We start from the raw sequence: 22,171 nt of genomic DNA, 5'->3' as shown, positions 1-22,171 counted from the left end.
CTAATGACTATATTTCAAAAAATTCAAAAACTTGTTCCTATTCTCTATTTTTAAAATCAACATAGATAACAGCAAACAACTAAGTAATACTACAACGTATTTTATCTCAGTGTTTAAAAATTTAATATTCAAGATATTATCATACAGCCATAAAAAATTAAAGTGCAAAAAATAAAATAAGATACTTGATTTTCGCATCAATAAGAATAAAGGCTTCATCGCATCTGTAGGCTCCTTCACACGAGCAAACAAGTTTATAAAAAAAAACGGACAGATTATACGCCAAGCAATCACTGCATATTCGTAATTACAAATATGCCATATAAAAATAGCTATTAAAAACATGCTCAATATATCCAATCGAAAAGTAGCAACACAAGGATATTTTGCAAACAAAAGACCTATACAACAGAAAAATGTATGAAAATAAAAGTTGAAATAAGGATGAAACAACTCCGAAAAACCATTCAATAAAGAAGTATATCCCAATGAGAACAACACAAATACAACTAAAGAACAAATACTCAACGTTCTCACATGATTGCGAAACACAAAAATTACTATTTTATTAATAATTAACGCCTTAATAAACCATAATCCTCTAATCGGATCAAGTATAGCCAGACCTACTACTATTTCTTTCCAATTAGCTATACTAAAAAAAGTATCATAAGCCATTGGAAAGTTCACAATTATCCAAAAAATAGAAAGAGCAAGCAATCGTATGACATCTTTTTTACATACTTGCCATGCATCGAATTTAGATTGTGCTGCTATCAGTTTTTTAGCATACAAATAAGTTGAAATTGCAAAAAAAACAGGTACTGCCAACGAATAAATAATAGAAGCAATATGATAGACATTTAGATACTCTATAAACAAATTGGAATGTCCGGCAACAATCAGCAATGCCATCAAAAATTTCAACAGATCAAAACCGTAATATATTTTACTTTTTATCATGAGAGTCAAACATAAAATGATATAACTTATTGTAATTCACATATAAATACAACAGAAACATAGCTTTACGATTAGCTATTTGATTAGTAAGATAAGCATAAAACTTAATTTTAGGACTTGCCAAGAGCGACTGTATAAAAGGAGAGTCCACTCCTTGTTCCCTTACTAATGTATAAAGCTTTTGCATTTTTTCTTGATGACCACCACCAGCATAATGAATAATCTTAGCTTGTGGCAAATAATCCCACCCCTCAAAGAAAATCTGACAATTCCAACTTCCAGGTAATTCCTTTATCAAATCCCCTTTCTGATGATTAGTATAATTCATTGAAGGTTGATCTAAACTAAGACCTTTACTAACCGAACATTGCCATTGTTTATACCACTCTTCATAAAACAATGAGGCTAACTGTGTATCACGCACCCACATCACTCCACTGTTAAAATAGGATTTCCCCTTCATACCACCAAATCCCCCCAATTCACATCGTTCTATTGTAGCTTGCTCAGTAAGTGTAAGAGCTGCATTACAGTCTGCAACAAGAGCTATATTAGCTTTGGTTGAATCAATATCAGCTAATGAATCGCTAATAATAGTATCAGTATCAATAAAAAGATAATCACCTGTAAGAAACTTACGTAAATTAGTCTTCAAATATCGAGAACATTGCATATTGTTATAACCTTCGGGCATAGGTACCACTTTCAACTCATCAATCATATCCTTAATACATGCACGCCAACCAACAAGTGATTGTACTGTTGACGAATCTGTAACTACAATTACCTTTGCTTCCGGATTATATAAATGCAAAGAATATATACTTATCATCAATTGTTCCAAGTAGTAATCCGATACAGAACTTATAAGTGAATATACGATTTGAGTTTTCATTGTGACTTTTTTAGTATGATCAACACTTTATCCTTAAATAGTCTTTTAAGATAATCCCATTCTGAAGACTTAGTAATTTCAGAAATAATAAAATAATATAAAACACCAATTAAGAATCCAACAATCAATTTTAGAACATAAGACTTAACAAACATGAGCAAAAAGTATACAACTATTCCCATAGATGCAGCATAGAAAAAGGATGGAAGAATGTTCTTCAACTGCTGCCAATACCCCATCCCTAACACCTTTTTAATGTAGTATACATTTATAAATGTACTTACATTAGCAGCAATGACTTGTCCATAGCACATAATAAGAAGTCCAAAAGGAATACTAACCAAAAGAATGACAATACTGAGCATTTTTTTAACAATTTCTAACCTCAAAAACAAGTCAGAGCGCCCTTTAACTTGAAATACATCCAAACTCAGTACATTAAATGAATTCCACATACATGCAAAACAGAGTACTTGCAAATATATGATGGCTGCCTCCCATTTACTGGTGATCAACACCATAACAAAAGGCTCAGCCAACACAGCAAGTCCAACTATCATAGGAAACGTCATATAACACGTTAAAGCTACAAGCCGCTGATAAGCTTCTTGTAATCTTTGTTCATCTTTTGAAATAGAACACATGACAGGAAAAGCAACAGGTCCAACAACAGTCTGTAAAGTAAAACTGGGCAAAGAAGCATACGATTGCGCCTTTGAATAATAGCCAAGGTCAGACGCAGAAAATTTCTTACCAACTACCAATGGATATATATTATCAAAAGTCGTAGTAATTAAGTTAGACACAAGAAGTTTTGAGCCATATCCGAAAAATTCACGCCAAACTTTCCAAGAAAACTTAAAACCAGGAAACCATGGATCGTGACGATAATAAAGATATCCATTCATAAAAGGCATAATGAAATTAGGCCATACCATAGCCCAAACCCCCATTCCACAAAATGCACAAATTATAACTGTAATGCCAATAGTTATATTAGTTATCACCCTAAACAGATTCTGTGCCTTAAAATCCATCTTGATTGTCAAACGTGTATTTTGTATAGATAAAAATGAATTCAAAAACAGTAAAGCCGCATTGGCACAAATAATTTTTATCAGTATCGGTTCATTATAGAAGTCTGCAATAAGCGGAGAACAAGCACAAAGTAATATAGAAAAGAAAGCTGTCATACATACAGTAGTGACAAAAACAGTAGAATAATCTATAGGCTTTCTGTCCTGTTTGCGTACTAACGCCGAACCAAAACCGGAATCTATAAAACAACCTGATATAGCCATAAAAAAAGCCGGCATGGCAAGTAAACCATAGTCTGAAGGGGATAACAATCGTGCAAGTATGACACCTTCAACAAGAGAAAACATTTGTAAAGAAGTTTGGCGCAAAAGTGTCCAAAACATCCCAGAAAACATTTTGTTTCTTAAATTATCTGACATTTGCTCTAACTAACGAAGAATCCAATTAAATACTCCACTCATAGCTGGGAAAAAGCGCAATATAAGTGCCACTATTTTTATTTTTTTTAGCAAATATGGGTTGTTACAAATTTCACCAGTGGTATTTTTAAGCAATGCGCTAATGGGATGATAAAGGGTTTTGTACTGCATACGCTCCTTTGCCGTTCCCATCAACAATAATTTGACACTTGTCTCTACAACATTTTTAAATGCCAATGATGTATATATAGGAGCTTCTACCTTAATTAAATCATAAACAGAACTTACATTTTCAAATTCCTCAAAAGCACGAACTGACAGAGGTGTTTTTGAAAGTGAACCTATATGCTTTTCATAAATATACAAAGGAGCATCTACATATGCCATCCGACAATCATACAAAAACAATTGAGTTTTAATGAAATAATCTTCACTAAGTGTTGCTTTTGGGAAAATCAACTGTTGAAAAATATCTGCCTCATAAAGTCCGCCACACATCCCCCAAAACTCATAATTAAAGAAACGAGACATCAACATCTCTCCTTCCAATAAGTATGTTTGAGGTTGTGATTCCCGCTGAATCTTATCATCAACTGCTACAATTTGCACACCACAACCAGCTACTTGTGTATCATAATATCTTATAGCTTTATACATAGCCGACACATAATTGACCGCTACATAGTCATCACTATCGATAAATGTCAAATAAACACCTTTGGCAAGATTTATCCCTTTTTTACGTGCCAATGAAGCTCCTACATTCGAAATATGTTCCACTATAACATTTACATATTCAGAAGCATATTTATCACAAATAATAGGACTCTCATCACTGCTCCCGTCATCTATCAACACTAATTCAATCTGTGGATAATCCTGTACTAAAATAGAATCAATACAACGATGCAGATATTTCGAAGCATTATACACAGGAATAATAACAGATATAAGAGGGTATTCAGACATCATTAATCTCTTTTAAATATATCCCGTGTATATACTTTAGCCTGCACATCCTCAAGGCAAACATCATAACGATTAGCAATGATAACATTACTTTTATTCTTAAATTCAAAAAGATTATTCACAATTTTACTGCCCCAAAATGTAGTACCATCTTCAAGGGTAGGTTCATATATAATAATATCAACACCTTTGGCTTTAATACGTTTCATTACACCTTGAATAGAACTCTGTCTAAAGTTGTCACTATTACTTTTCATTGTAAGTCGATAAATTCCAATAACACAGTCCCGCATTTCTTTATTGAATTCATCATTTCCCTTGCTGCAAGGACACCACCCTGCTTTTTGTAAAATACGGTCGGCTATAAAATCTTTCCGAGTACGATTACTCTCTACAATAGCAGTTATCATATTTTGTGGAACATCCGCATAATTAGCAAGAAGCTGTTTAGTGTCTTTAGGCAGACAATATCCTCCATAACCAAATGAAGGATTATTATAATATGTGCCAATACGTGGGTCCAATCCGACACCTTTAATTATGGCTTGTGCATCAAGCCCTTTAATTTCTGCATAAGTATCAAGCTCATTAAAATAACTTACTCGTAAAGCCAAATAAGTATTAGCAAATAGCTTTACAGCCTCTGCTTCTTTCAGTCCCATAAAAAGCACATCGATCTGTTGTTTCATAGCTCCTTGTTGCAACAACTGAGCAAAAACACGAGCATGCTGTTCCGCAGCACAATTACCTATAGCCTCAATAGCCGCATTCTCCTCTATAAAATGCCCTCCATCTATAGGAATCAGTTTGGGATATCCAACAATGATACGTGACGGATATAAATTATCATAAAGCGCTTTACTCTCACGCAAGAATTCTGGAGAAAAGAGTAAATTAAATTTCTTACATTTAAATGCAGGATGATGTAAAAACAAAGGTGCATATTTCAAGTAAAGAGAACGTGTATAACCAACAGGAATAGTAGACTTAATGACCATTACCGCATCAGGATTAACACTTAAAACCAAATCAATGATATCTTCAATATGATGCGTATCAAAAAAGTTCTTTTGCGGATCATAGTTAGTAGGTGCAGCAATAATTATATAATCTGCATTCTTATATGCAGATTTAGCATCAAGAGTAGCAGTTAGATTAAGTTCTTTCTCTGCCATATATTTCTCGATATATTCATCTTGTATTGGTGATTTCTTCTGATTTATAAGATCAACTTTTTCAGGAATAACATCCACCGCAACTACTTCATTATGCTGTGCCAATAGAACAGCAATTGACATACCAACGTAACCAGTTCCTGCTACTACAATTCTCATATCTTGTTTTCTATTTAATTAATATATTAATTTCGTTTCCATTCTTTATAAAAGAAAAGCCAAAACAGAAGATAAAAATTATACATAAAATAAGTTTTTATCCTGTATCGTCTGGACTGAACATTTTGAAATTCATTGATATCTTTATAGCATTCTGCATATTTCGTATAATAATCATACATAGATTTAAAACATTTTCTATATTGATACTTCCTATTAAATTTCAAAGAACTCATAGAAATACGAAATTTATTACGTCCATATTCATCTCCGCATAAAATCTTATCAATTTTTTCAATATTCTGTTGATGCGCATTCCATTCTTTTTGTGTGAGTAGCGGATTATGTGTTATTGAATCCACATTCATCCTATTATAATGATATAAAGGCTTTGAAACAAAAGAAATTGATTTTGCATAAAAATAAACATATCTCATCAAATAAGTATCCTCACCTTGATTAGTCGACACCAATTGCTCTATCGAATCTAAAATCAATGTCCTTCGAAATAATTGAAAAGTCAAGCCATAAGGCATATATCTATGTTTCCAACTATTAGCTAAAACATCATGGGGAGTTGCTGCTGGAATAAATGATGTAATCCTCCTCCCCTCATTAGTCTCCTCAAAACAATCACACACAATAATATCCTTTTCTCCTTGTGAAGAGCTTTCCCACATCTTTTCAAACATATCCAATTCTACCCAATCATCAGGATCACACCACCCACAATATAATCCAGACGCATTCCGCACCCCCACTTTTCGAGTTTCCGCAATTCCTAAATTTCTTTCATTATTAACAATTATAACCTGAGATGCTCTTTCGGGATAAAGTAAAAGAGTATCATTAAGCAGCTTCATAGAAGAATCAGGTGTACAATCATTAATAAAAATAAATTCAATACCTTCTTTCATTGTTTGTCTCATCAATGTATGAATACATTTCACAATGTATTTTTCTACATTGAAAATAGGAATTATAACTGAAACTTGTAACATCAATTTATAAAATAAAGGAATACCAAAAAGAATTATAAATAAAAAAACAACTGAGACTTAATCTCTCTGATCCAACTCCTCAAACCTCGAGTTTTTCGACTTAAATTCAGGCACCGTCCGTTTCATCAACTTCACCGTATCCCAAATCTTCACTGAACGAGATAGTTTCTCAAACTCATCGTATGTTTCTACAATATCTGCGTACTCATATCTCCGAACCTTAGCTATCTTTATCTTCTTATGATGAGTAGGAATCGTATTCTCCTCATTACTCAACACTTCCTCATACAATTTCTCTCCCGGACGAAGACCCGTAAATTGAATCTCAATATCCTCTCCCGGCTTATATCCCGCCAGTTCTATCATACGGGTAGCCAAGTCCACAATCTTCACCGGTTTACCCATCTCGAATACAAAGATCTCATTTCCTTCTCCCATAGTAGCGGCCTCCATCACCAAGCGACACGCCTCGGGGATAGTCATGAAATAGCGTATGATATCAGGATGTGTCACGGTGACGGGACCGCCATTTTCTATTTGTTCCTTGAAGCGGGGAATCACCGAACCATTACTGCCCAAGACGTTGCCGAAACGAGTAGTGATAAATTTGGTTTTACCCTCTATCTTACCTTCTTTAATGGCATAACTCAAACTCTGCACATAGATTTCCGCCAATCGTTTGGAGCATCCCATCACATTGGTAGGATTGACAGCCTTGTCCGTGGAAACCATTACCATCTTCTCCGCACCATACTTCACTGCCATATCCGCTACCTGGCGACTACCTGTGACATTCACCAAGACAGCTTCACAAGGATTTTCTTCCATCAGCGGAACATGTTTATAGGCTGCTGCATGAAATATGATTTGAGGATGATAAATTTCGAACACCATACGCAGACGGTCTATCACACGGACATCTCCTATCACCGGAACAAAGTCAAGGTTAGGGTACTTCCGCTCACACTCAAGACGAATGTTATGCAAAGGAGTCTCGGCTGAATCGAACATAATCAGTTTACTGATATTCATCTGCGCCAATTGACGGCAAAGTTCACTACCGATACTACCGGCAGCTCCTGTAACCATGACCACCTTTCCACTGAATTCATCTGCGACCTCACCCATATTGATATTAATCTCAGGGCGTCCCAACAAGTCTTCGATTTTTACCGGACGTACCCATTGATGAAAATTCCCGTCTTCGTCAGCTTCACTGATAGAAGGAGCAATGAGTGTCTTTATATGGTTATCCTTGCAGTATTGAAGCAAACGGGTCTCTTCCGCACGGGTCGACTCATTGTGAGCAAACAGGATACCTTGAATATGGCGTTTATGGACCAGTTGATGGAAAGTCTGTTCGTTCGTAAAATAATAGATAGGCAATTCTGCCAAACGACGATGCTTATAGATAGTGCCATAGCAATAAAAACCTACTACTTTATAATGAGAGCTATGCAACAAGCGAGTCTTCAAGGCTACGCTCTGATCGTCCGTTCCATAAATCAAGATACGCATATTCTCCTTATTCATCATATCTATCAAAGCCTCGTAGATAATAACCATCAGCATACGGGATGTAGCAAATGCAATGATAGTCAACATTCCGTCAAATAGGATAAATAGAAGTTTCTGATTGGCCGATAAGCTGACAGAAGGCAGGAAGGCAAAGACAGCGATTCCTATACATGCCATCTTAAATGACGAGCTACAAATGAGCGGCCATAAGCAACGCAGTTGAGAATAACGTACAGTATTACGGTATGTGTGAAACAGATAGGAAGCTATCGTAGTGGCAACCGCTGCTAAAGCTCCGACCTGAATCATTCCCCAACCATTCAGTAATGTACCCGTAAGATAATGTATCCACCAATAAGTGAAACAGGTGGAAGTCACCGAAATGACTAAGTCAATTCCCCATATTATCCAATAACTAAAATAAGTCCTGCTTATATACCGGATAAATTTTTCCAAATTTTGTTTCATCTCTATTATTTATATTCCCCATATTTATAACCATACCCGTAGCCATAACCATATCCGTAACCGTAGCCATATTTTTTCTTTTCAATATGGCTGTCATTCAATACAATACACAAGTGACTAAACTTACCTTCCTTGTGCAGTCGTTCCAATTCCGGAAGATAGCGACGGTCAAGTTGTCCGTCACGAATGACATACAAAGTCAGTTCTGCTACACGATTCACAATGGCGGCATCTGCCACAACTTGTGCCGGAACATTATCCAATATGATATAGTCATAGCGTTTCTTCAGTTCCTCTATTAATTTCTCCAACCGTTCACTCATCAATAGTTCGGAAGGATTAGGCGGAATAGGACCAACAAACAGGGAGTCGACAGACGGATGAATCAGTCCTTTATCCAAAATGCTGTCAACATCATTGTGTTGTCCAGACAGGTATGTGCTCAATCCATCTTTATGTTTAATTCCCGCCAATTTACTTTGCGTTCTCTTACGCATATCAGTATCAACCAATACCACTTTTTTCCCGGCAATAGCGATTGCCACTGCCAAATTGCGAGATACAAACGACTTTCCTTCTCCCGGCATGGTAGAAGTGAACATGAGAACACGCGCATCTTTCGCTACAAAGTTTATATTGGCACGAAGCAGACGAAACGACTCGGAAATAATGTCATTCTTTTTATCGTCTACCACAATGGCATCGTCTGCCATATTTTCCTTGCGGGAAGGAATCTCACCCAAAAGTGGAATCGTCGTATAATCTTCAATATCCTTTCTACCGCGGACAGATGTATTCCATAGCATGATTAATATTTGTATCCCCAATGGAATAGCCAATCCTACAACTAAAGCCGCCAACAAAAAAGTTGTAGAATGGGGAGCAATAGGGGCATTGGAACCAAATGGAGATTCCACTACACGGATATTTGCTTCCGTTACTGCCAGTTGCAGTGCGTTTTCTTCACGCTTATTTAACAGGAAAGTATATAACGCTTCTTTGATGGATTGCTGACGGATTATGCTTAATGCCATCTTCTCCTGCTTGGGAACAGCCTGAATTTCAGAGTTGATCTGACGTTCTACTGCACGAGTTTTCTCCAACCGTAGACGAAGATTCTTTATATAATTATCCATGGAGCCGGAAATTACCGTACGCATCTCTGCCAGATTCTTATCTGCAGTCTGTACAACGGGATTCTTTGCACCGGATTCAGCCAACAGATGGTTGCGTTGAAGCATCAATTCATTATAAGCAGTTATCTGACTTTGTACACTTGCATCTCCGACACCGGATACATTAGGTATTAACTGATTGTTTCGGGTAGCATCCAATAAATAGCTTTTAATGGATTGGGCAATGGATAATTCCGTTTCCATCTGAAGATTTTCCGTTTTCATCCGGCTACTTTCAGCAAGAAACTGCGTTCCGTTTCCTTCCGAACCTATAATCCGGTTACGCTGCTTGAAGTCAGTCAATTCTTCTTCTACATCGCCTAATTCTTTACCGATTACTGCAATACGTTCATCTATAAACTTGGCAGTATTTACCGCTATGCGGTTCTTGTCTTCAATGATAGTTTCATTATATACATTAATCAAAGCGTTCAGGATCGCATCGGCACGGGATACATTATCTCCCGTACAGGTAATCTGTACCATAGAAGTTCCTTTACCTGCAAGCGAAGTTGAAATACCACCTTTATATATGGACGCTGCCACTTCGGGATTCATTCGTGTCACCAGGACAGGCTTACCTATATAGGTACTAAGATTTTCAGGTCTCAAATTCACTACGATTCTTCCGGCTTCTGTTTGAATGGTATCACCATAAGCGTATTTTTCACCCGAAATGGAGTAGTTCTTCACATCCAATGGAGTGACATTCGTACGATAGTAAGTATGATATGGGTCTATGAAGTTTACTTCAATCGGAGATTCAGCATATAAAGATGTATTACGGAAAAAGCCTTCTTTCTCATATGATACATCCAGATGCAGGCGATTGACAACCTCACGCACTAATTGATAAGAACGGAGTATAAACATTTCATTTTCCACACCACTACCGGTAACTCCACCCTGCAACTCCAACATAGCAGAGATGTCGGAATTTGTACTCTTCCCTCCCGTTTTTACCAACATCACAGCCTGATGCTGATAGATGGGAACTAAAGTACGGGTATAAAGGTAAGCTATACTCACACAAATAAACACCGAAAGAGCAAACCAGTACCAATTAGCGATTATTAATTCAACGACATCACGTAAATTAATATTAAATCCGCTTTCTTTAACTGTTTTCTCATTATTTTCTTGTGTATATTCCATCTTTTTATTTTGCAAGAATAAATATTAATGATAATACAGAAGCTAATACACCAATAATACTACTACCGGCAGACAGATAGGTAAGTGCGGAACTTCCTTTCACATTAATAGCCTTGTTGGGTTCCACATAAACTACATCATTCTGCTGAAGATAAAAAACGGGGGAATTCAAAATATCTTCTCCCGAAGTAAGATCAACGCTATAACTCTTACGTTCACCATTTTCCTCTCGGATAACCAAAATATTCTCCCGATGGGCTGTCGGCGGTAAATCACCTGCCAGTCCGATAGCTTCGAGTATGGTAACACGTTCACCGGGCAAGTCTTTTACTCCGGGACTGCCCACTTCACCGAGCACTACTATTTTTGCACCTTTAAAGCGTACTAATACGGTAGGATCTTTGATATACTCGCCTTCAATAAGTTTGTTTTTAATCGCATCCGCCAATTCTTGGCGTGTCAACCCTGCCGCCTGCATCTCACCCAAAACAGGTATTTCTATTTTACCACTCTGGCTGACTAAAAGGCCGGTGCTTTCCTGGGTATTCGTAGACGAACTTGAACCTAATACCTGGCTGTTCGCGAAAGGAGTTAACAACTCCGGAGCCTTACTATTAATCGTAATCAGAAGCTGGTCATCCGGTTTGATACGCAATTCATAATTATTTTCTATTTTCTGTGGATTCTCATGCAGTTTATCAGCACCTTGCAGATAAAGCATCTTTTTGGATGACACACAAGAAGTCATCCCACCCAAAACACATGCTAATAACATAAAAAGGAAGGAAACTCTACAGCTTTTCATATTCATTATAAATTGAGGATAAAACAAAAAAGAGGGGAAAAATTAGTTTTTCTCGCTGATTGCCTCTACATAACCAATAGGCATATCAACACAAGCACAACCAAGCATATTCAAGCGAACGGCAATCTTACTTTTACCGTCAACATTGACCAGTTCACCAACAAGTCCGGTCAAAGGACCTTTGATGACACGAACCTTTTCACCACGTGCCAAAGGAGAACTGTTCATACAGATTGCTTCTTCGGAATAATCAAGCATAAAACGGAAACGCGCCATTTGATCATCAGGAATCACCGCCGGTGCACTCTCACCCCGCATCACCATATAACGACTCACTGTAGAAAAACTCAAAACTTCCATGCGCTCTTTCGGTTCAACATGGACAAAAACCATCATTGGAAGCAAGACTGACTCGACCATCTTTCGCCGGTCACTCCATTGATGAATTTCCGGTTGGACAGGAACAAAACTCTCAATCCCCATTCTGTCCAAACGCTCTGCAACCTTCTTCTCGTGATGCATACGAACCAAAGCTACATACCAGCGTTTAGAGTGTGCTACGCCTTCCCCTGTCCCATTACTAGGCCCAGCAATTACTGATTTTGCTTTTGTTAAAATCATGTTTTTTTACCCCATATTTGTCCGTTACTTCTTAGGTAACGGATTGAGTACACACAGCAATGAAAAGGGAAATTACACACATAGACAGGGCACGAGAAAAGCAACTGCCTATTATTCAGCGAGAAAGTCCCTGAATTTTGGCAATAAAAAGTTGGAGCATGAAATTTATATTATTTCATGTTCAGATAGTTTTTTGCCCTATGTTTCAGATAAAACTAAAAAAAGTGAAGAAATATTTGTGTGCTATCTATGTTTTTGTCTATCTTTGCGTCAAATTTATATCCGTTACCTAAGAAGTAACGGCTAGTTACTATCACTGATTACCAATACATTATATCATAGTCATCTGCTAGCGCAGTAGTTCCTTACGTAAGATAAATTCCCTTTATTTACCTCTGTACGTTCTTCCAGTCCGAAGCCTTTCAAATAGATTTGCGTGGTCTTTATAGATTTGTGCCCCAATGATTCACTAATCATTTCAATTGAGACCCCCCGATACTTGGCGGTAGTAGCCCAGGAATGGCGGAACGTGTAGGAAGAAACCGGAGAATTCAGATGTAGCGCCCTTGCCAAATCCTTCAAGTTATTATTAAACCGACGGAGGGCAGACTGATATTCACGGTAAGCACGTTCATCTTTCCGTTTCTTGTCACCATGGAGAATATCGAATAGGTAATCAGGGCAATCGGGCAGAGAGTCCTGCTTGTTCCGTAGTTGGTCAATCATTTCCTTTGCACTGTCCAACACCTCCACACTCATAGGAGTTTTAGTTTTGATACGGCTATAACGCAATACATTGCTTTCCAAAGCCGATTTTTCCAAATGAGCCAAATCTGCGAATGACATCCCGCAAAACTGGAACATCAGAGCAGCAATAGATTGTGTACGGCGTAAACGCTCAGACTTAGGATCTTCGTAAAGAAGTTTGTGCAGTTCGGCGGCAGACAAGGCTTTTTTCTGACGGACATCCACGCCCGTATAGACATCACTGAACAACCGCGGCACGTAAGAGGCATTCCCCGCTTCCACTCCCCGATTATAAATGCTACGAAGCATGCGCATATACGTAGAAATCGTATTAGGCTTCAGACCACATTCATTAAGATACTGCCCGTAGCACCGTAAACGCTCACGGGTGACTTGCCTGAACGACAGATTAGATATGCCGCAGAACTTGCTGAAAGAAAAGAGGGCGTTCTTGTAGACGTGCGCCGTAGAGTGGCGTCCCTCTTTTCGTAAACGACCGATGTAGAGTTCCCCACACCGGCTAAATCCATTTTTACTCATCATTTACATCACTAGTTATTTTATACATATACCATTTGGCAGGTGGCAAAAAAACGAATCTTTTCGCATACCTGGAACGTATTTGCCAAACGGCATATGATTATTGACATTTTTTAATATTACCAGATTCACATAAAAAAAATATCCGGATGCCCACTGAAGAACATCCGGATAACACACTCTCTTTACCTTTTTGACTAATTTACCTCTCTGAATAGTTTGCCAGATTGTAACATACCGGCTTCGTGCTATTACCTACACGGTAAATACCGAATTTAAAATAATAGCCGTCTTTGTCGTTACGTCCAATCAGGATTTTCTCATTATCCACAATATGTTTACTAACCTTTTTTCCCTTGTCCTGATAGTCCATCTGCACATCAAGCATACCCGGCTTCACGATTGTTTCGGCTTCTTTCCCATAGACCGTCCAGTCAATATGGATACGGAACGTAATCCAGCAATCCTTCGGAAAATCAGCGAAAGGCATCTTGTAAGCAATGGTAGATGCTTTATATTCAGAGGTCACAGGCTTCATTATTTGCGCTTTTTCTACATTTGCGTTGCAACGGTCGTCTTTATCCGTCAGCCATTTACGGTCGGAGTTTGCCTTGATATAAAACCAGCCGCCGGAAAATCCGAATGCCAAAGGCGGATACCCGCCCTGTTCAACCAGCCAGCCGTTGGCTTTACCGGCTACGTACACCGGATTGCCCTGTTTGTCTTTTACCGGATTGCCCTGCTTGTCCAGTTTGGCTTTTTTCTCGTGTCCCATGTTCTTCTTGAAGATAGTGGTCTTGTCCAGTTCGATAAATTCATCAACAGTCAGTGTCTTCACTTCACCCTGCGGAGTCTGAACCAAAGTACGGTCCGGCATTCCGTGCCACTGGGCAAAAATTGTCGAGACATCACTGCCCAATGTAGAAGGAATATATACCGAGAATTCATAGTCGCGGGAAGAGCCTTGCGGGCAAGCTCCTTTACCATGATGATATACAGTCTTCATTATTTGTGCCTTTTTATACGTATCGGCAGGCTTCCCTTTGAAATCATCGGAAGTTGCATAACAATAAGAAAATTCCGCACGCCCTTTTGTTTCCCCTTTGGCGTATCCCGACAGTGTGTTATCATCTTCTTTCAGTTCGAAACGATAAGAAGGTTTTCCGTCGAACATACAGGTGAAGTCGCGTTGAATGGCATGCGGCTTTTTAGAACCGACTGCTACCCAGCAACCATCTATAATCTGATTGATACGTGCCGAATCTGACTGCACGTTTACACGTTCGGTCAGTGGAACCAGCGTTTGTGTATTTTTAGTCTGGGCGGTCAGTGCCGTGCATCCTGCTGCTACCACACAGACAGCTAAAATGTTTTTCTTCATTCTATTCGGTATTAAGTTTGTTGACAGTGCAAAAATACGAAAGGCAACCTCTTCGGCTGCCCTTCATTTGTCTCAAATGTTTTCACATTTGTATAATTCTACTGTCAGTACCCGTTCACAGGCTTAATTGGACGGTTCGTCATTATATTCCTCCTCAAGCATATCCACTCTTTGTATGCTCATCTTTCCATCGGCAGTAATGGTGATAGAAAGCGGCATATACAAATCCGTCTGCGGATAACAAACACTTGCCGCATACACTATTCCCTGCGGAGTGGTCTTGTCATATACGATTCCTTCAAGGACAGAATGCGACAGGAATTTAGCATCCACTACGGACGAGAAGTCATTCTTAGTAAAAGTTTTATCAAACACCTTCTCGCTGCCACGTGTCAGGCGCAACACGATTTTATTATCGACATAGGTATCTCCCATTTCGTTGGTGACATGGGGCAGACTTTCGTCCGGCGTACGCGAAACCATGGAATGATAATCTTTTCCTTTAAACTTGAAGTCCGTTTCGCTTTTGGAAGTTTGCATACGTTGCAGTCCGCGGGCATCCACACTGTCCATTGTAGCCAACGTCGATTTATTATCTGAAGCTCCTTTTTTACCGCCACATGCAGTCACAGCCACTGCCAATGGCAACAAAAGCAAATAAATTAGTTTTCCCATACTAAAGTTTTCTGTTTATAAATAGGTAACAAAGGAACAAAAAGAGCGGGATATTTACAAGTGTAACCGACATTTTTCCTACATTTGCGAAATAAAACTTGTAAACCTGATACCATGTACCGACGGATTAGATGGATTCTTTTACTCATTTGCATCTGCTGCATCCCTTGTGATGTATATGGGCAAAAAGTGAATTATCAGCAGTTCGACAATATCTATCTCGGTGCCGAAGCTTCGGTTATCAGTTGTTTCCTGCAAGATAGCGAGGGGCTGATATGGATAGGTTCCAACAAAGGATTATTCAGTTATGACGGCTATTCCACCCAACAACATTTCACGTATGGCGAACGCAATAATACACGCATCTATTGCGGTATTATCGCAGACAATACGTATCTGTATCTGGGAACAGATAACGGAATACTTGTTTACAATTACCACACAGACAAATATGAACAGCCGGAGACGGATTTCCCCACCGATGTCCGCACCATGGCACTTCAGGGAGATACCTTATGGATAGGTTCGTTGAACGGGCTCTACACTTACCGGTTAAAAGACCGCAAGTTGTCCCGTTTCAACAGCAATCGTAGCGGCTTGTCTCATAATACAATCTATTCTATTATCCACACGAAAGACAATCAGATTTATGTGGGCACTTATAATGGTTTGTGCCGTTATATACCGGAACATGGAAAGTTTAAAAGCATTTTTCTGCCTGTCGACCGGGCGATAAGCAATCTGTTTGTCAATTCCTTATTGGAAGATATCACCCGGCAGTGCATTTGGATTGGCATGGAAGGCTATCTCTTCCAATACATTCCTGCAACAGGAAAGATGAATGCGATAGAAGTTTTTCATAATAACTCCATCAAATCACTGGCTTTGGATGGAGACGGAAACTTATTGGCTGGTACGGATAACGGACTTTATGTATATAAGAACGATGAAGAGCCTTTGCAACATATCATTCATGACTCACGCAATATCCAGTCGCTGACCAACAACATCGTCTGGAATATCTTTTCCGATCAGGAACAGAATATTTGGTTAGGGACTGATTATGGAATCTCTTTGTCACGCTATAACAGTGCCCTGCAATTCGTGCCAATCTCCCAAATCACGGGCACGGGAGACGGAAACCAGTTCTACTCACTGTTCCGCGATTCAAAAGGCTTTTACTGGTTTGGCGGCACGAACGGGCTACTCCGTTTCATCCACCCCACCGGAACACGCCACGAGGCAGCCTGGTATAAAATGGGAGATAAAACATATCCTTTATCCCACAACCGTATCCGTCATATTTACGAAGATAAGGAACAGCAATTATGGATAGCTACGGATGGCAGCATCAACCGTTATAATTATGCCACTCAGCAGTTTATACATTATAACATCATTGACAGCACGGGGACTTACAATACAAACTGGGCTTATTACCTCTTTGAAGACAATTCCGGCCATCTATGGATTGCCACCTGTCTGGGTGGAATCTTTGTAGTAGACAAGCATAAATTAATGCAATCTGCCGGCGGACAATACATAGCCGAACAAAATTACTCCGTTCACAACGGACTGTCGGGTATGTTTATCAATCAAATCATGCCCGATAAAGAAGGGAACGTATGGGTATTGCTGTACAATAGTAAAGGGCTGGACAAAATCAACCCGCGTACACGGCAAATCACCAAGCTATTTGCCGACGAGTTGAGTGGGGAAAAGAGTCCGAACTACCTGCTTTGCGATACAGACGGTATGCTGTGGGTCGGATATCACGGGGGAGTGATGCGTATCAATCCTAAAGACTCCAGCCGGCAAAGCATATCATTCGGAAGTTTCAATAACAACGAGATTCTGTCCATGACATCGGTGAAAGACCATATTTGGGTTTCCACCACCAACGGGCTATGGATTATCAACCGGAAAACAATGGAGGCACGTCAGCAGAATATGACGGACAAACGTTTTACCAGTTTGCTGTTCGATTCGAAGGACGGGAATATCTATCTGGGCGGTGCCGACGGTTTCGCCGTATCCCATCCCGATATACAGGCAATGCATCATCAGGAACGCCCCATTCTCCTGACAGCTCTGTACATCAATAATCAATTGATGAATCCGGCTACCGCAGATATCCCCAATATCCGCTACACAAACGCCATTGAATTGAAGCATGACCAGAACAATCTGGCTTTTGAGTTGTCCGACCTCCCCTATTCTCTCGAAGAAAAAAACAAATTCGTTTACAGGCTTGAAGGGATGGATAAAGAATGGAATTCTCTGAAATCCAACACAAACCGTATCACTTACAGCAATTTAAGCTATGGAGATTATCAGCTACTTATCAGCAAAGTAGAAAAGAACGGATTTCCTTCCGAGCACCCTTATATATTGGATATAAAGATTCTGCCACCCTGGTATTATACGCTTTGGGCGAAAGTACTCTACTGCCTTTTATTCCTGAGCCTGGTCGCTTGGACTATCAACTTTTTCCGGGTTAAAAACCGGTTGAAGATGGAACGTCTGGAGAAAGAGAAGATTCTGGAACAGTCACGTCAGAAAATGGCATTCTTCACCAACCTGTCCAATGAACTGAAAACGCCCCTCAGCCGGATTATCGCTCCTGTCAGCCAATTGCTTCCTGCCGCGGAAGCGACGCATGAGAAGCAAACTCTAGAAGAAGTGCAACGTAATGCGATGAAGATAAACTCATTGATTCATCAGGTGCTCAACTTCAACCGGATTGAGGACAATGCGGATTCGTTGCTTATCCTGTCGCGTATTGAATTGGTATCTTTCAGTCGCAGCCTGTTCTCCGTTTATGAAGAAAACCCGCGGCTCACTTTCCAGTTCGAAGCGAACAAGGCCAAGATTTATGCGGATATGGATGCTATCAAACTGGGAGTAATACTGGACAGCCTGCTCTCAAATGCCGTGAAGTTTACCCCGGACAGCGGAAGCGTACGTCTCTCCCTTTTCTATTCGCAGGAAAGCGGGCAACTGGATATTTGTGTTTCAGACACCGGAACCGGAATTTCACAACAGGACATTCCATATATCTTCCAGCGCTTTTACCAGTCTCCCCGCTCGGGACATAAGGATGGCACAGGTATCGGACTTTATCTAGTGAAAACTTATACGGAACTGCATGGAGGACATATCAACGGTGTCACTTCTGAAGAGAACCAGGGAACGAGTGTAGGGCTGAGCATTCCTGTCGCCGCCATCGAAGAGGAAGAAGTACCGGCTAATCAGACGAAAAAGTCGTTGGAATCACTGCCTGTACTCAAACCGATTGAAGCCGAATCCCAGGATGAGAAATTCCTGTCGAATATTATCCGCCTGATCGAAGACCATCTTTCCGACGCAGACCTGAATGTTAATGCTTTGTGCGAACTTTCCGGCTTCAGTAACAAGCAGATTTACCGGAAGATTAAACAACTGACGGGAATGTCTCCGGTAGAATATATCAAGTCCATCCGGATGAAAAAGGCGGCAATGTTATTGCAACAGAAGAAATTCACTGTTGCCGAAGTGATGTATATGGTAGGTTTCTCCAATCACTCTTATTTCTCCAAATGTTTCCAGGCTGAGTTCGGAGAAACGCCGAAGCAATATATGCAATGAGACAATTCAACGCTTCTTCACCGTCACTTTAAAATATGAACTTATAAATAACGCTTTCATAGGAAGTTAAGCCCCTTTCGTCCTATTTTTATCCTTATATGTCCAATCTGTGCTTTCATCAAATCAGCACTTCGTATACCTTTGTCGGCATAAATAACCCGCTAAATTTGATAGCATGAAAAGACAGTTTATCCTTACCTTTATTTGCTTGTTGTTCCTCTTCACCGGTATACAGGGAAAAACGAATCCACCTATTATATATATAGACGGAAACGGAGTGATGTGCTGGAGCGACACCCGCGAAGAGGCCTCTTTCTTCGGAACGAATTATACCTTGCCTTTCGCCCACGCCTACCGCGCACTCGGCTATCTGGGACTCGACCGCAAAGCTGCTATAGATAAAGATGTATACCATCTCTCCCGCCTGGGACTGAACGCCTACCGCATTCATCTATGGGACGTGGAACTGACCGACGAACAGGGTAATCTACTCGAAAACGAGCATCTTGACCTCATGGATTATCTGATTGCCAAGCTCAAAGAGCGCAATATCCATATTGTCATCACCGCACAGACTAACTTCGGAAATGGTTACCCGGAACGAAACATACAAACGGGTGGTTTCTCTTATAAATATGATAAATGCGATATACACTCCAATCCGCAAGCTATCAGCGCACAGGAAACTTATCTCCGTGACCTGGTGAAACATACCAATCCTTATACGGGACTGGCTTATAAGGACGACCCTTCTATCGTAGGTTTCGAGATTAATAACGAACCCTGCCATTCCGGCACAAAAGAAGATGTAAAAACCTATATCAACCGGATGCTGAAAGCAATCAATAAAACAGGAAACCGCAAGCCTGTATTCTATAATGTAAGCCATAACGGATATGTGGTAGATGCTTACTATGAGACAGCCATTCAAGGAACTACCTATCAATGGTATCCTATCGGACTGGTGGCCGGACACATGCAACAAGGGAATTTTCTCCCTTACGTAGACCGCTATGACATTCCCTTTGCCGATAAAGTGAAAGGATTCAACAAGAAAGCACGGATGATATATGAATTCGACCCGGCGGATATTATGTATTCTTATATGTATCCGGCTATGGCGCGTACTTTCCGCACAGCCGGTTTCCAGTGGATTACGCAGTTTGCCTATGACCCGATAGACATTGCGTCTGCCAATACGGAGTATCAGACTCATTTTCTGAATCTTGCCTATACTCCCAATAAAGCTATCAGTATGAAAATCGCCGCCGAAGCTGCCCGAAGTTTGAAAAGAGGAGAATCGTATGGAAGTTATCCGCAGGATACTATATTCGGTGACGGCTTTCGCGTCAGTTATACGGAAGATTTAAGTGAGTTGAATAATGGGGAGAAGTTTTATTACTCCAATCAGACAAATACACAGCCCAAGGATGCATCAAAGTTGGTTTCAATTGCCGGATGCGGCAGTTCGCCGATAGTAGGTTATGAAGGTACGGGAGCTTATTTCATTGATTGCCTCGAATCAGGAGTATGGCGACTCGAAATAATGCCGGATGCGATAGTAGTCAATGACCCGTTTGCCAAGCCGTCACCCGAGAAGGAAGTGGTCAGCATTATTTACGGTGCATGGGATATGGCCTTACAAATCCCCGATTTGGGTAAAGTATTTACTCTTACCGCTCTAAATAAGGAGAATAGCCGGAAAGAAGAAACAGTAACGGATGGAGTTATCCGTGACCTTCATCCGGGTGTTTATCTGTTGAAACGTAACGGTTGCAGCCCGAAGCAGAACTGGAAAAGGGATTCCCAATGGAATTCGATTCGAATCGGAGAATTTGTTGCTCCCGCTCCCCGCGCTATGAATTATAAAGTCGCCCATACTCCGGCAACAACTGTTGAAGCAGGCAAAACGCTGACTATTAACGCACAAGTAGCAGGAAGTGTTTTACCCGATTCCGTCATCATCTACACAGATAAGGTTTCTTTCTGGAACGAGCATAACCCGTATATAAAGATGAAACGTACAAACGGATATACATATCAGGCTACTATTCCTGCCGAAAAAATAAAGGAAGATTGTTTCAGGTATAACATCATCGTCTGCCGGGGCGACAGCACCCGTACTTATCCTGCCGGAAACTCCGCCACCGGAAATTCCTCGGGAACAAAAGGAACTCCATTAGACTGGAACTACACTTCCGATTCATACTGGACTACTCGTGTTGTCGTCCCAGGCAGTGCGATACAACTGCTGAAAATAACAGATACAGATAGCCGGATAGAAGCATATACGCTTCCCGAATGGAACGACCTGCAACGTACTTTGATTGATTCTTCTCCGGTTGAAAAACCGCTGCTCCGGTTCAGATTCACGCCGAAAGGAGAGAATCCGCAACACTTTCTCCGCACATTCGTGAAAGATGGAATCGAAGAAAGAAAAGATAAAGTGAAAAACTGTACTACGCTCTGCATCCGCGTAAACTGTGACAAGCCCCTTCCACAAGGATTCAGCGCAGGTTTCGTCACTTCGGACGGATATACTTACAAAAGTTTATGCTCTGCTCCGACTGCAGATGGTATTATACGGATACCTCTGAAAGAATTGCGCCAGACGGACACGGCATTATTGCCCATAGCTTATCCGACATTCCTGAAACAATATTTCCACCCGGAGACGGGAATTCCTTTCCGACCGGAAAAGATAGAGAAACTGGAACTGTCGATGTCGGGAGCCAGCGAGCCAACCGTAGAGATTGAACTCGGCGATGTATGGCTGGAATAAACATATCTAAGAGTTTTTTATTTAATGCAGAAAATAAGAGTTTTCAGTGCGGAGAATA

General features: G+C 40.2%; 15 protein-coding genes. 2 read left to right on the top strand and 13 right to left on the bottom strand.

The features are described 5' to 3' along the window. From ACGHVY_RS03480 to ACGHVY_RS03420, 13 genes are all read right to left on the bottom strand, one after another. Positions 1-963, bottom strand: coding sequence for an acyltransferase family protein (locus ACGHVY_RS03480; protein WP_390597159.1), 963 nt, complete (start codon positions 961-963; stop codon positions 1-3). Beyond that, complete coding sequence (locus ACGHVY_RS03475) at positions 950-1,858, bottom strand: glycosyltransferase (protein WP_390597157.1); 909 nt, start codon at positions 1,856-1,858, stop codon at positions 950-952. The genes ACGHVY_RS03480 and ACGHVY_RS03475 overlap by 14 nt, the downstream gene beginning before the upstream one ends. Further along, entirely contained in the window at positions 1,855-3,315 is a 1,461-nt protein-coding gene (locus ACGHVY_RS03470; protein WP_390597155.1) for a lipopolysaccharide biosynthesis protein, read from the bottom strand. The genes ACGHVY_RS03475 and ACGHVY_RS03470 overlap by 4 nt, the downstream gene beginning before the upstream one ends. 9 nt (positions 3,316-3,324) lie before the next feature. Next, the gene (locus ACGHVY_RS03465; protein WP_390597153.1) at positions 3,325-4,284 is read right to left on the bottom strand and encodes a glycosyltransferase family 2 protein; all 960 of its coding nucleotides are present in this window, start codon (positions 4,282-4,284) and stop codon (positions 3,325-3,327) included. A 2-nt stretch (positions 4,285-4,286) separates the two neighbouring features. After that, positions 4,287-5,618 carry a UDP binding domain-containing protein gene (locus ACGHVY_RS03460; protein ID WP_390597151.1) on the bottom strand — a complete coding sequence of 444 codons (1,332 nt, stop codon included), beginning with the start codon at positions 5,616-5,618 and terminating at the stop codon, positions 4,287-4,289. A gap of 26 nt (positions 5,619-5,644) precedes the next feature. After that, entirely contained in the window at positions 5,645-6,619 is a 975-nt protein-coding gene (locus ACGHVY_RS03455; protein WP_390597150.1) for a glycosyltransferase family 2 protein, read from the bottom strand. 57 nt (positions 6,620-6,676) lie between these two features. Continuing rightward, complete coding sequence (locus tag ACGHVY_RS03450) at positions 6,677-8,605, bottom strand: polysaccharide biosynthesis protein (RefSeq protein ID WP_390597148.1); 1,929 nt, start codon at positions 8,603-8,605, stop codon at positions 6,677-6,679. Positions 8,606-8,610: 5 nt separating this feature from the next. Next, entirely contained in the window at positions 8,611-10,935 is a 2,325-nt protein-coding gene (locus ACGHVY_RS03445; protein ID WP_390597146.1) for a GumC family protein, read from the bottom strand. Positions 10,936-10,939: 4 nt separating this feature from the next. Further along, a complete protein-coding gene (locus tag ACGHVY_RS03440; RefSeq protein ID WP_390597144.1) occupies positions 10,940-11,740 on the bottom strand; it encodes a polysaccharide biosynthesis/export family protein in 801 nt (266 codons plus the stop codon). Positions 11,741-11,782: 42 nt separating this feature from the next. After that, positions 11,783-12,361: a UpxY family transcription antiterminator gene (locus ACGHVY_RS03435; protein WP_390597142.1), complete on the bottom strand. Its 579-nt coding sequence runs from the start codon at positions 12,359-12,361 to the stop codon at positions 11,783-11,785. Between the two features lie 342 nt (positions 12,362-12,703). After that, on the bottom strand, positions 12,704-13,651 hold the full coding sequence (locus tag ACGHVY_RS03430) for a tyrosine-type DNA invertase cluster 3b (protein ID WP_390597140.1): 948 nt from the start codon (positions 13,649-13,651) through the stop codon (positions 12,704-12,706). Between the two features lie 199 nt (positions 13,652-13,850). Then, positions 13,851-15,029 (bottom strand): heparin lyase I family protein, encoded by a 1,179-nt coding sequence (locus tag ACGHVY_RS03425; RefSeq protein ID WP_390597139.1) that lies wholly within the window; start codon positions 15,027-15,029, stop codon positions 13,851-13,853. Positions 15,030-15,152: 123 nt separating this feature from the next. Continuing rightward, the gene (locus ACGHVY_RS03420) at positions 15,153-15,704 is read right to left on the bottom strand and encodes a DUF4738 domain-containing protein (RefSeq protein WP_390597137.1); all 552 of its coding nucleotides are present in this window, start codon (positions 15,702-15,704) and stop codon (positions 15,153-15,155) included. Positions 15,705-15,818: 114 nt separating this feature from the next. On the opposite strand from ACGHVY_RS03420, the gene ACGHVY_RS03415 reads away from it, so the two are divergent. Further along, on the top strand, positions 15,819-19,331 hold the full coding sequence (locus tag ACGHVY_RS03415; RefSeq protein WP_390597135.1) for a two-component regulator propeller domain-containing protein: 3,513 nt from the start codon (positions 15,819-15,821) through the stop codon (positions 19,329-19,331). A 175-nt stretch (positions 19,332-19,506) separates the two neighbouring features. Next, positions 19,507-22,113, top strand: a complete 2,607-nt coding sequence (locus ACGHVY_RS03410; protein ID WP_390597133.1) for a cellulase family glycosylhydrolase — start codon at positions 19,507-19,509, stop codon at positions 22,111-22,113. Positions 22,114-22,171 lie beyond the last annotated feature (58 nt).

It is taken from the genome of Bacteroides sp. f07 (assembly GCF_042854785.1).
GTDB lineage: Bacteria > Bacteroidota > Bacteroidia > Bacteroidales > Bacteroidaceae > Bacteroides.
Note: the sequence above shows the minus strand (reverse complement) of the source record. Positions and strands in the feature narration are given on the sequence as shown.

Bases quoted from the DNA above. Each gene is read 5' to 3' on its own strand.
- ACGHVY_RS03410 (WP_390597133.1), top strand. From the start codon at position 19,507: ATGAAAAGACAGTTTATCCTTACCTTTATTTGCTTGTTGTTCCTCTTC.
- ACGHVY_RS03455 (WP_390597150.1), bottom strand. From the start codon at position 6,619: ATGTTACAAGTTTCAGTTATAATTCCTATTTTCAATGTAGAAAAATAC.
- ACGHVY_RS03475 (WP_390597157.1), bottom strand. From the start codon at position 1,858: ATGAAAACTCAAATCGTATATTCACTTATAAGTTCTGTATCGGATTAC.
- ACGHVY_RS03420 (WP_390597137.1), bottom strand. From the start codon at position 15,704: ATGGGAAAACTAATTTATTTGCTTTTGTTGCCATTGGCAGTGGCTGTG.
- ACGHVY_RS03460 (WP_390597151.1), bottom strand. From the start codon at position 5,618: ATGAGAATTGTAGTAGCAGGAACTGGTTACGTTGGTATGTCAATTGCT.
- ACGHVY_RS03440 (WP_390597144.1), bottom strand. From the start codon at position 11,740: ATGAAAAGCTGTAGAGTTTCCTTCCTTTTTATGTTATTAGCATGTGTT.
- ACGHVY_RS03430 (WP_390597140.1), bottom strand. From the start codon at position 13,651: ATGATGAGTAAAAATGGATTTAGCCGGTGTGGGGAACTCTACATCGGT.
- ACGHVY_RS03470 (WP_390597155.1), bottom strand. From the start codon at position 3,315: ATGTCAGATAATTTAAGAAACAAAATGTTTTCTGGGATGTTTTGGACA.
- ACGHVY_RS03445 (WP_390597146.1), bottom strand. From the start codon at position 10,935: ATGGAATATACACAAGAAAATAATGAGAAAACAGTTAAAGAAAGCGGA.
- ACGHVY_RS03425 (WP_390597139.1), bottom strand. From the start codon at position 15,029: ATGAAGAAAAACATTTTAGCTGTCTGTGTGGTAGCAGCAGGATGCACG.
- ACGHVY_RS03435 (WP_390597142.1), bottom strand. From the start codon at position 12,361: ATGATTTTAACAAAAGCAAAATCAGTAATTGCTGGGCCTAGTAATGGG.
- ACGHVY_RS03450 (WP_390597148.1), bottom strand. From the start codon at position 8,605: ATGAAACAAAATTTGGAAAAATTTATCCGGTATATAAGCAGGACTTAT.
- ACGHVY_RS03465 (WP_390597153.1), bottom strand. From the start codon at position 4,284: ATGTCTGAATACCCTCTTATATCTGTTATTATTCCTGTGTATAATGCT.
- ACGHVY_RS03480 (WP_390597159.1), bottom strand. From the start codon at position 963: ATGATAAAAAGTAAAATATATTACGGTTTTGATCTGTTGAAATTTTTG.
- ACGHVY_RS03415 (WP_390597135.1), top strand. From the start codon at position 15,819: ATGTACCGACGGATTAGATGGATTCTTTTACTCATTTGCATCTGCTGC.